The organism is Stenotrophomonas sp. YJH_SMC_21, from assembly GCF_059369555.1.
Map to the genome: position 1 here is coordinate 119,080 of NZ_JCAFSU010000006.1, position 12,205 is coordinate 131,284.

Consider the following 12,205-nt stretch of genomic DNA (forward strand, 5'->3'; position numbering starts at 1 on the left):
AAACCTGCCAGCTGTGCCATCCGGTCTTTTCATGGAGATTTACCGATGAACCGCATTTACCGTCTGGTTTTCAATCGTGCCCTTGGGGTAATGCAGGTTGCTTCGGAGGTCGCCCGGAATCCCGGCGGAAGCGCGGTCAGCGCAGGGCGGGTGCCGCGATTGCGGGCGCACCAGCTGGCGGTGGCTTTGGCCGCCACACTGGCCAGCGGATCGGCGTTTGCGGCCTGCACTACCGCAGGTACGACGGTGACCTGCGCCACCGGCTCCAATACCAATTCGCTGACCAACAGCATCAACGGCGTGACGCTGAATATCCAGACCGGCGCCGAGCTCAGCGTGCCGCCGATCGTTGGCGGAAGTGCAGTGAATTTGAGTGGTAACGGCATCACCGTGAACAACCAGGGCACGGTCGATCCCACCATCAACGGTGGCCTGAGCCTGGCAGCGTCGGGCATGGTGCTGGGCAACAATACCGTCGGTGGAAACACCATCAGCGTCAACAATCAGGCAGGCGGGGCGATCAAAGGCCTGGTCAACATCGGCTCCATCCTCGGTTTCGGCGGACAGGCGCTGGTGGTGCAGAACGCTTCCGGCGGTGTCAGCAACATCGTCAATGCCGGTAATGTGGACATGTCGATCTTTGGTGCAGGCCTGTTGACCACGGCCGATGCGGCATCGATCGTAAGCTACGGTGGTGCGCAGACCACTCTCAACAACACCGGCACCATTACCGGCCGCATAGGGTTCCAGGGTTCGGCCACGGCGGGGGCCGGCAATACCTTCCTCAACGCGGGAACCATCAACGGCAGTGTGAACCTGGGCAGTTCGGTCGCCGGCAACACCTTCACCGCCGTGTCTGGTTCCAGCGTCAATACCGCCGGTATCGGCGTGGCCGGGCAGGTCGGCGCGCTTGCGGTGAATCTGGCCGCGGCCGGCATCGTCGACGGTGGCTCGGCGTCCAACAACAGCCTGGTGCTGCAGAACAGCGCCACCGGCCCGGGCAGCGGTACCGGCGGAGCGGTAACCACGCTGGGCTGGAACCAGTACATCAACTTCCAGAGGCTCACCGTCAACAGCGGTACCTGGAACCTGCAGGGTGCGTGGGCGGGTGCGGGCACGACCACGCTCAACGATGGCCTGGTCAATTTCAATAATGCCGGTTCCTTCGGCACAGGGCTGTTCACCGCCAACGGCGGTGCCATTGCCGCCTCCACGGCCGGTCTGAACCTGACCAACGCCTTCAACCTTGGCGGCAACCTTTCCCTCGGCGGGACCAATGCGTTCAGCCTGGGTGGCGTGCTGTCCGGTACTGGCGGGCTGACGGTCAACAACACCGGCATCGTCACGCTCGGCGGCGCAAACCTGTTCTCCGGCGGCGTCAACCTCAATGCCGGCGGCCTGCTGCTGGGCAATGCGGGCGCGCTGGGCAGCGGCAACCTGACCGTGGGTGGCAGCGCTTCACTGGATACGGCGTCGGGCTTCACCCTGGGCAACAATCTGGTGATCAATGGCGGGGGCTCGCTGAACCTGCTGGGCAGCAATGCGTTGTCATTGAGTGGCTCGATTTCCGGTGCCGGCAACGTGACCAAGAACGGCGCGGGCACGCTGACCTTGAATGGCGCCAATTCGCTGACCGGCGCCTTCAATCTGGCCGGCGGCGCATTGGCGCTGGGCGCGGGTGGCAGCCTGTCGCCCACCGGTGCGATCACGCTGGGCGTTGGTACCAGCCTCGATCTTTCAGCGGCGACCAACCAGACCATCGGCTCGCTGGCCGGTCTCGGCGGTTCGGTCAATCTCGGCAGCCACACGCTGACCCTGGGTGGGCTGGGCAATACCAGCTACAGCGGCACGTTCGCCGCAGGCACCGGTGGCCTGATCAAGCTCGGTACCGGCGTGCAGACCCTGTCCGGCGTCAACAACCTCAGCGGCGGTGTTGCGCTCAACGCCGGCGGCTTGTTGCTGGGCAATGCGGCCGCGTTGGGCAGCGGCACGCTGTCCGTCGGCGGCAATGCCACGCTGGATGGCACGACCGGGTTGGCGTTGACCAATGCCGTCAACCTCGGTGCCGGGGCCAGCCTGAATCTGCTGGGCAACCAGGCGCTCACATTCAACGGCGTGATCGGTGGCGCTGGTGGCCTGATCAAGAATGGCGCGGCAACCCTGACGCTCAACGGCGCCAATACGTTCGGCGGCGGTCTGGCGCTCAATGCCGGCAGCCTGGTGCTGGGCAACGGCGGTGCACTGGGAACCGGGGCGCTGAACGTCGGCGGTGCGGTATCGCTCGACGCCAGCGCCGGCCTCACCGTGGGCAATGGCATCACGCTTGGCGCCGGTGGTTCGCTCGATGTGCTGGGCTCGAATGCGCTGACGCTGGGCGGTGTCATCGGCGGGAGCGGCAGCCTGGTCAAGAACGGCGCCTCCACGCTGACGCTGGGCGGCGCGAACACGTTCACCGGTGGGCTGGCGGTGAATGCCGGAACGGTGTCATTGGCCAGTGGTGGCAGCCTGGCGGCGACCGGCGCGGTCAGCCTGGCCGGCGCTGGCAGCGCACTGGATATCTCGCTGGGTGGCAACCAGACCATCGGTGCGTTGTCCGGCGTGGCTGGCAGCACCCTGTCGCTGGGCAGCAGCACGCTGACCTTCGGTGATGCCACCAACCAGACCTTCGCCGGCGTGATCGGCGGCACCGGTGGCCTGATCAAGCAGGGCACCGGCGTGCAGACGCTGACCAGCGCCAGCACCTTCAGCGGTGGGGTGAATCTTGCCGCCGGTGGCCTGGTGCTGGGCAACGCCGGTGCGCTGGGAAGCGGTGCGCTGACCGTCAGTGGCAACGGTTCGCTGGACGCCACTGCTGCACTGAACCTGGGCAATGCGATCAACCTCGGCGCGGCGTTGACCCTGCCGGGCAGCCAGAACCTGGCCCTGGCCGGCAACGTCACCGGCACCGGCAGCCTGGTCAAGAATGGCGCGTCGACACTGACCTTGAACGGTACCAACACCTTCAGCGGTGGACTGAGCGCAAACGCCGGCAGTCTGCTGCTGGGCAACAGTGGCGCACTCGGTACGGGAGTATTGGGCATTGGCGGCAGCGTCTCGCTCGATGGCGGCGCCCCGCTGAACCTGGCCAACAATGTGTCCCTGGGCGCGGGTGCCGCGCTGTCGCTGCCGGGCTCGCAGGCGATCACGCTGGGTGGCGTGGTGTCCGGTGCCGGCAGGCTGGTCAAGAATGGTGCCACCACCTTGACCCTCAACGGCGCCAACAGCTTCGGTGGTGGGCTGACCGTCAACGGCGGCGGCGTGTTCCTGGGGAACGCCGGCGCACTGGGCACCGGTGCACTGTCGGTGGGCGCCAATGCCACGCTGGACAGTTCAGTAGCGCTGAACCTCGCCAACGACCTCAACCTTGGGGCAGGCGCGGCGCTGGATCTGCTGGGCAGCCAGAACGTGTCGCTGGGCGGTCTCATCAGTGGTACTGGCAGCCTGGTCAAAAACGGTACGGCGACGCTGGCGTTGAACGGCGCCAATACGTTCAGCGGGGGCGTCGGCCTCAACGCGGGCCTGCTGCAGCTGGGCAATGCGCAGGCGCTGGGTACCGGCCAGCTGGAGGTGGGCGGCAACGCTTCGCTGGAGGCCACAACGGCGCTGGCGCTGGGCAACAACATCGGTCTCGCTGCCGGTGCCAACCTTTCCGTGCTGGGCAGCAATGACCTGACGCTGGCCGGTCCGGTATTCGGTGCCGGTGGGCTGATCAAGGACGGCACGGCGCGGTTGACGTTGTCGGGCGCCAATACCTACAACGGAGGCACCACCATCAACGCCGGCACGCTGGCGCTGGGCGCAGGCGGCAGTCTCGCCGCAGCCGGTGCGGTGAATCTTGCCGGTGCGGGCGCGACACTGGACATCTCCGCAGCCGGTGCGGCACAGACCATCGGCGCGTTGAATGGCGTGGCGGGCAGCCAGCTGGCGCTGGGCGCGCAGTCGCTGACCTTTGGCGGTGCCAGCAATGGCAGCTTTGCCGGTGTGATCGGTGGTACCGGCGGCCTGGTCAAGACCGGCACGGGCGTGCAGACGCTGTCCGGTGCAAACACGTTCAGTGGTGGCCTTGCGCTCAACGCGGGTGGGTTGGTACTGGGCGATGCAGGTGCGCTTGGTACCGGTGCGCTGGGTATTGGCGGCACCACCACGCTGGACAGCACGGTGGCATTGAATCTGGCCAACGCGGTGAACTTCGGTGCCGGCACCCAGCTCACCCTGGGCGGAACCAGTGACGTTGCATTCGGAGGCGTGCTGAGCGGCAACGGCAGCCTGGTCAAGAATGGTGCGGGCCTGCTGACCCTCAACAACACCAACACCTTCGGTGGCGGCCTGACCTTGAACGGTGGTGGCCTGGTGGTCGGCGCGAATGGTGCGCTCGGTACCGGTGCGCTGGCGGTCAATGCCAGCACCACGCTGGATGCAGGCACTGCAGTGACGCTCGGCAATGCGGTCACGCTGGGCTCGGGCGTCGCACTCACGCTGCCCGGCAGCAATGCGCTGACGCTGTCGGGCGTGGTAGGCGGCAATGGCAGCCTGATCAAGAATGGCGGCACCACGTTGACGCTGTCCGGTGCCAACACCTACACCGGCGGTACCACCATCAACGCCGGCACGCTGGCGTTGGGCACGGGTGGCAGTCTCGCCGCAGTCGGTGATGTCACGTTGGGCGCAGGCGCAGGCTTCGATATCTCCGGTGCCGGCGGCAACCAGACCATCGGCGCGCTCAACGGCGCGGGCGGCAGCACGCTGACGCTGGGCGGCAATTCGTTGACCTTCGGTACCGCCGGCAACGCCGCGTTCGATGGCGTGATCAGCGGCGGTGGTGGCCTGGTCAAGGTGGGCGCGGGCGTACAGACCTTGTCCGGCGCCAATACCTTCGGTGGCGGCGTGACGCTCAATGCAGGCGGACTGGTGCTCGGCAATGATGCGGCGCTGGGCACGGGCGCATTGATCGTCGGTGGTGCTGCCACGCTGGATACCACCGGCCTGGCAACGCTGGCCAACAACATTGCGCTCAATGCCGGGCTGACCGTAATCGGGACCAATGCACTGACGCTCAACGGCGTCCTTTCCGGGGCCGGTAGCCTGACCAAGAATGGCAGCGCGACGCTGACGTTGAATGGCGCCAACACCTACACCGGTGGCACCAACATCAACGCCGGCACGCTGGCGCTGGGGGCCGGTGCCAGCCTGGCCGCGAGCGGTACCGTCAATCTTGCCACCGGCGCCACGCTGGACCTGTCGGCCGGCAGTGGCACGCAGCAGTTCGGCACGCTGGTCGGCAACGGTACGGTGAACCTCGGTGCCAACTCGATCGAAGTGGGCGGCGCCACCGATGGCACCTTCAGTGGCTCGATCGCAGGCACCGGTGGCCTGACCAAGGTCGGTGCCGGCATCGAGACGCTGACCGGTGCCAACACCTACACCGGCGGCACTTTCATCAACGCCGGTACCCTGGCGATCGGCCCCGGCGGCAGTCTGGCCGCGACCGGTGCGGTGACGCTCACTGCGGCAGGCACAGGCTTCGATATCTCCACTGCCGGCGCCAACCAGACCATCGGGGCGTTGAACGGCGTGGCGGGTTCGACGGTGAGCCTGGGGGCACAGACACTGACCCTGGGCGGCGTTGGCAACAGCATCTTCGATGGCGCGATCTCCGGCACCGGCGGCCTGGTCAAGAACGGCGCCGGCAGCCTCACGCTGGGCGGTGCCAACCTGTTCAGCGGTGGCGTCGCGCTCAATGGCGGCGCATTGGTGGTCGGCAACAACGCTGCGCTCGGCAGCGGTGCGCTGACGGTGGGAAGCAACGCGACGCTGGATGCATCCACCGGCGTCAGCCTGGCCAACAACATCAACCTCGCATCGGGTGCCAACCTCGATCTGCTCGGCAGCCAGGCGCTGACCCTGGGCGGCGTGATCTCCGGCACGGGCGGGCTGATCAAGGACGGTGCGGCCACGGTGACCCTGAGCGGCGCCAACACCTACACCGGTGGCACCACCATCAACAGCGGCACGCTGGCGATCGGCGCTGGTGGCAGCCTCGCCGCGGCCGGCGCAGTGAACCTGGCCGGTGCTGGCACGTTCGACATTTCGGCGGGCAACCAGGCCATCGGTTCGCTGGCCGGCGTCGCCGGCAGTACGGTGGCGCTGGGCGGCAGCACGCTGACCCTGGGCGGCACCGTGGACAGCACCTTCAGCGGTGCGATCAGTGGCAACGGCGGCCTGGTCAAGAACGGCGCAGGCGTGCAGACGCTCAACGGCGCCAGCACCTTCAGCGGCGGCGTAGCGCTCAACGCCGGTGGCCTGGTGGTCGGCAACAATGCTGCGTTGGGCACCGGTGCGGTGACGGTCGGAGGCGCTGCGACGCTCGATTCGAACACGGCGGTCACCCTCGCCAACAACTTCACCCTCAACAACGCGTTGACCGTCCTCGGCAGCAACAACCTCACCCTCAACGGCATCCTCAGTGGTACCGGCTCACTGACCAAGGAGGGTGCCGCGACGCTGACCTTGAATGGTGCCAACACCTATACCGGCGGTACTTTCATCAACGCCGGCACTCTGGCACTGGGTGCTGGCGCCAGCCTGGCCTCCTCAGGCACCGTCAACCTGGCCACGGGGGCGACCTTCGATCTGTCAGCAGGCAGCGGCACGCAGCAGTTCGGTACCCTGATCGGCAGCGGTACAGTGAATCTGGGCGCCAACACGCTGACGATCGGAGGCCCTGCCAATGGCACCTTCAGTGGTTCGGTGGCCGGCTCCGGTGGCCTGATCAAGGAAGGTTCGGGCACCCAGACGTTGACCGGCACCAACACCTTCACCGGTGGCACCACCATCAACGCCGGCACGCTGGCGATCGGTGCCGGCGGCAGCCTTGCAGCGACCGGTGCGGTCACCCTGGCCAACGCCGGTACCACCTTCGACATCAGCGCGGGTGGTGCGCAGGCGATCGGTTCGCTGGCAGGCGTGGCAGGTTCGACCGTGGCGCTGGGCGGCAGCACGCTGACCCTCAATGGCGTGGGCAATACCACGTTCGCCGGCACCATCGGAGGGGCCGGTGGCCTGGTAAAGAACGGCGCAGGCATCCAGGGCTTGACGGGCGTCAACGTCTTCACGGGCGGCGTGACCCTCAATGCCGGTGGCCTGCTGCTGGGCAACGGCGGTTCGCTGGGCATCGGCGCGCTGACCGTAGGCGGCAACGCCAGCCTGGATGGCACCAGTGCGCTGACTCTGGCCAACACCGTGCAGCTGGCCAGCGGCACGCTGACTCTGGCCGGCAGCAACGCGCTGACCTTGAACGGACCGATCAGCGGTGCCGGTGGCCTGCTGAAGGATGGCGCGGCGACGGTCACCCTGGGCGGTGCCAGCAGCTATACCGGCACCACCACCATCAACAGCGGCACGCTGGCGGTAGCAGCCGGCGGCAGCCTGTCCGGTGCCAGCACGGTCAACCTGGCCGGTGCTGGCACACTGGATATCAGCGCCGGTGGCAATCAGAGCATCGGCGGCCTGGCCGGTGTGGCCGGCAGCACGGTGGCGCTGGGAGGCGCAACGCTGACTACCGGCGGCAACAACGCCAGCACCGTGTTCGCTGGCGTCCTCAGTGGCACCGGCGGCCTGGTGCAGGGAGGTACCGGTACGCTGACCCTGAGCGGCGACAACACCTATACCGGCGGTACCACCATCAACGGTGGCAGCACCCTGCAGATCGGCAACGGTGGCAGCACCGGTTCGGTGCTGGGCGACATCACCAACAATGGCAGCCTGGTCTACAACCTCGGCACCACGGCAACCGTGGGTGCGGTGGTCAGTGGCAATGGCGGTCTGACCCAGGCCGGCAGCGGCACGCTGGTGCTGACCGGCAACAACACCTACACCGGAGGGACCACCATCAATGCCGGCGGCACGCTGCAGATCGGCAACGGTGGTGCGACCGGTGCGATCGTCGGCGACATCACCAACAACGGCGCGCTGGTGTCCAACGTGGCCGGCAACACCACGCTCGGTGGCACCATCAGCGGCAGTGGCGGCCTGACCCAGTCCGGCAGCGGCACGCTGGTGCTGACCGGCAACAACACCTATACCGGCGGCACCACCGTCAATGCCGGTGGCACCCTGCAGGTGGGCAATGGCGGTGCGACCGGTGCGATCACCGGCAACGTTGCCAACAACGGCAGCCTGGTATTCAACGTGGGCGGCAACACCACGGTCGGTGGCGCGATCAGCGGCAGCGGTGGCCTGACCCAGGCCGGCAGCGGCGTGCTGACCCTGGTCGGCAACAACACCTATACCGGTGGCACCACGATCAATACCGGCGGTACGCTGCAGGTCGGCAACGGCGGGGCAACCGGCGCCATCGCTGGAGACATCACCAACAATGGCGCGTTGATCTCCAACGTGGCCGGCAACACGCAGCTGGGCGGCACCATCAGCGGTACGGGGGGCCTGACCCAGGCGGGCAGTGGGTCGCTGGTGCTGACCGGCACCAACACCTACACCGGGGGTACCACCATCAACGCCGGCGGCACGCTGCAGCTGGGCAATGGCGGCGCGACCGGCTCGATCATTGGCGATGTCACCAACAACGGCACGCTGCTGTCCAACGTGGCCGGCAACACCACGCTGGGTGGCACCATCAGCGGCAGCGGCGGCCTGACCCAGGCCGGCAGCGGCACTCTGACCGTGACCGGCAACAACACCTACACCGGGCCGACCACGATCAATGCAGACGGCACGCTGCAGGTCGGCAACGGCGGTGCCACCGGCGCGATCGGCGGCAACGTCACCAACAACGGCAGCCTGGTGTTCAACGTGGGCGGCAACACCACGGTCGGCGGCGCCATCAGCGGCAGCGGTGGCCTGACCCAGGCCGGCAGCGGCACGTTGATCCTGGGCGGCAACAACACCTATACCGGTGGCACCACCATCAACACCGGCGGCACGTTGCAGGTTGGCAACGGCGGCGCCAGCGGTGCGATCGCCGGCAACGTCAGCAACAACGGCAGCCTGGTGTTCAACGTGGGCGGCAACACCACCGTCGGAGGCACCATCAGCGGCAGTGGTGGCCTGACCCAGGCCGGCACCGGAACGGTCACCCTGACCGGCAACAACACCTACACCGGCGGCACCACCATCAATGCCGGCGGCACTGTGCAGGTCGGCAATGGCGGCGCCAGCGGCTCGATCACCGGCAACATCACCAACAACGGTGGCCTGGTCATCAACACCGGCGGCACCACCACGCTGGGCGGCACCATCAGCGGTGGTGGCAGCATCGTGCAGGCAGGCCCGGGCGGCCTGAACCTGGGCGGCAACAGCGGCGGCTTCAGCGGCACCGGCCAGGTCACCGGCGGTGGCCTGAATGTCACCGGCAACATCGGTGGCCAGTGGACCATCGGCAGCGGTACCACGCTGTCCGGTACCGGGACCATCGGTGGCACGGGTGGCGGCGTGACGGTGTCCAGCGGCGGCGTGCTGTCGCCGGGCAATGGCCCGGGCAACGGCAGTGGTGCGGGCAATGGCACCGGCACGATCACGGTGGGCGGTAACCTGACGTTGTCGCCGGGCAGCACGCTGGGCGTCGATCTGGGTGCCACCGGCAGCGATACGGTACAGGTGGGCGGCAGCGCCAACGTGGGTGGCAGCATCGTCAAGGTGAATACCATCTCGCCGAACACCAGCTACCAGCAGGGCCAGCAGTACACCGTGATCAACGCGGGTGGTGGCGTCAGCGGGCAGTTCGCTTCGGCGACCTCGCCGTCGGCCTTCCTGACCATCACCCCGGTCTATACCGCCAACACGGCCAACCTGCAGATCGACGTAGCGCAGACCGCGGCATTCACCACGGCGGCGAAGACGCGCAACCAGTACAACACCGCTGCGGCTCTGGACAGCCTGCCGCAGAGTGGTTCGGCACTGGGCCTGTACAACACGGTGCTGATGTATGACGCAGGAACCGCGCGCGCGGCGTTCGACCAGTTGTCCGGTGAGGTGCATGCGGCCAGCCGTGCGGTGTTGCTGTATGACAACTACCTGGAAGAGGGCATCCGCCAGCGTCTGGGCAGCGAGCTGCCGACCGTGCGTGGCGAGCGTGCCTCGGCCTGGCTGGCCGGCAGCGGCAAGGTGTTCAAGCAGGATGGCGATGGCAACGGCGACGACATCCGCTCCAACCGCAATGCACTGATGGCGGGCGTGGACTGGCAGCTGGGCGAGCATGTGGTGCTGGGTGCGGCCGCAGGCAACGAGCGGCTGGATACCCGCCTCTACGATCGCAGCTCGCGGGCCCGCCTGCGCGGCAACACGTTCGGCCTGTATGCGCAGGGCCAGTGGAACAACGGCTTTGCGGTCGGTGGCAGCGTATCGCGCGGTGACTACCGCACGCGTACCACGCGTGAGGTGCCGCTGCTGGGCCAGACCCTGTACAGCCGCCAGGACTCGGATGTGACCATCGCGCAGGTGGAGGGCAGCTGGACCTGGACCCATGGCAGGACCCAACTGCAGCCGTATGTGCAGTTCACCAGGCACTGGGTCGACAGTGATCGTGCGGTGGAGCAGGGCGGCACGGCTGCGCTGGTGCTGGAAGGCGGCAAGGACGCGCTCAATGTCAGCACCGTGGGCGTGCGCGGCCGTTGGGATGTGGGCAGCGGCGAGCGCTTCCCGGCGCAGCTGACGGTTGGCCTGGGCTGGCAGCATGCATCGGGTGATACCGGTGTGGCCAGCCGCAACCGCTTCGCGGTGGGCGGCAATGCCTTCGACGTCTACAGCGCGGTGATGGCACGCAATGCGCTGGTCAGTCAGGTGGGCGTGGCGGTGGGCCTCGGCCGCAACAGCCAGCTGTCGATGTTCGTGCAGGGCCAGCACGGCGATGGCCGCCGCGACGTGGGCGGGCAGATCAACCTGCGCGTGGGCTTCTGAGGAGAGTGGGGCGACGTTGGATCCACGCCTGCGTGGATCCAGGGCGGTGCGGAGGGCTAGACCCTCCGCTCCATCTCCACGGCATCGATCCCGGCGCCGTGGCCATTGGAAACGATCCGCGTCACCTGGAAGCCCAGGCCAGCATAGAAGCCCTGGGTGTGCTGGCTGGTACTGAGCGTGATGCGCTTGATCGAGGGATCCGCTTCGGCCTGGCGCAGGCGTGCCAGCGCCAGTTCCCGGCCCAGTCCATGCCGGTGCAGCGCGCGCTGTACCATGCCCCAGCAGAAACCGGCACTGCCGTCGCCGCGTCGCGACAGGCCGCCGCACGCCACGATGCTGCCATCTCGCTCGATGACCTGGAATGCACAGTCCATGGCCTGTTCTTGCAGGAAGCGCTCAAAGTCGCTGCGCTCTTCGGGCGCGAAGTAGGTGGGCACGTTGCTGTCGAAAATCGACAGGCAGGCGCTGGCATCGGCGGGGCGGTAGAGGCGGAGGTTCATGGGCCCACGATAGACGATCGTCAATAGAACCACGCCATGCGTGGATTCATGGACCGGATGCCGTGCGTGTATCCCTCAGGTCGAGATTCCCGCCAGCGCCGCATACATCACCACGAAGCTCACCAGGAACAGGTAGATGCCGCCGATGGCCAGGTAGCGCAGCACGGTCAGCGCCTTGTTGCCGCCGTACACGCGTTGCTGCATCCACAGCAGATAGACCGGGACCGCCAGCCACAGCAGTGCATACAGCCATCGGCTGACGGCGCCAATTGCGGGTGATGCAAACGAGCTGCTGATGCCAGCGATGAGGAAGGTTGCCAGCAGCACCATCATCAGCCAGCAGTGGCTGTACAGCGCCACCACCGGGTATTCCAGATAGCCCATCGCCCGCGGAATGTAGGCGACGCGCAGTACCAGTGCGAACACTGGCATCAGGAAGAACAGGGCGCCGGGCAATGCGGTCAGGATCGCCTGCATGTACAGATCGGTCTTGCCCCCCATGCGCTGGAGGTTGGCGTTGCCGTTGTGCAGGCGCTTGTTGAGCCAGTGGTTGGCGAACCGGGGCCAGCCGGCCACCACGATGGGGTTGGTGTCAGCGTCCCACGGTTTGCTGTTGACGGTGTGGTTGAAGAAAGTGCCGCTTGGAAACGTTGATCTAGGCAAAGTCTGAAGTCAGGCCTGGCGGCTGGACGCGTCCAGCTGGTCGATTCGAGACTTCGATATCGATTTCAATAGTTTAGGTTAAGCGACAATAT

At 66.9% G+C, this 12,205-nt stretch carries 3 protein-coding genes; 1 reads left to right on the forward strand and 2 read right to left on the reverse strand.

What is annotated here, in order from left to right:
• The first annotated feature begins 45 nt into the window (after positions 1 to 45).
• Positions 46 to 10,950, forward strand: a complete 10,905-nt coding sequence (locus tag AC5P67_RS10815; RefSeq protein ID WP_495214676.1) for an autotransporter-associated beta strand repeat-containing protein — start codon at positions 46 to 48, stop codon at positions 10,948 to 10,950.
• Positions 10,951 to 11,006: 56 nt separating this feature from the next.
• On the opposite strand, the gene AC5P67_RS10820 is transcribed toward AC5P67_RS10815, so the two are convergent.
• Both AC5P67_RS10820 and AC5P67_RS10825 read right to left on the reverse strand, forming a co-directional pair.
• Positions 11,007 to 11,450 carry a GNAT family N-acetyltransferase gene (locus tag AC5P67_RS10820; protein ID WP_033835198.1) on the reverse strand — a complete coding sequence of 148 codons (444 nt, stop codon included), beginning with the start codon at positions 11,448 to 11,450 and terminating at the stop codon, positions 11,007 to 11,009.
• Between the two features lie 75 nt (positions 11,451 to 11,525).
• Complete coding sequence (locus AC5P67_RS10825; protein ID WP_232503878.1) at positions 11,526 to 12,026, reverse strand: hypothetical protein; 501 nt, start codon at positions 12,024 to 12,026, stop codon at positions 11,526 to 11,528.
• Positions 12,027 to 12,205 lie beyond the last annotated feature (179 nt).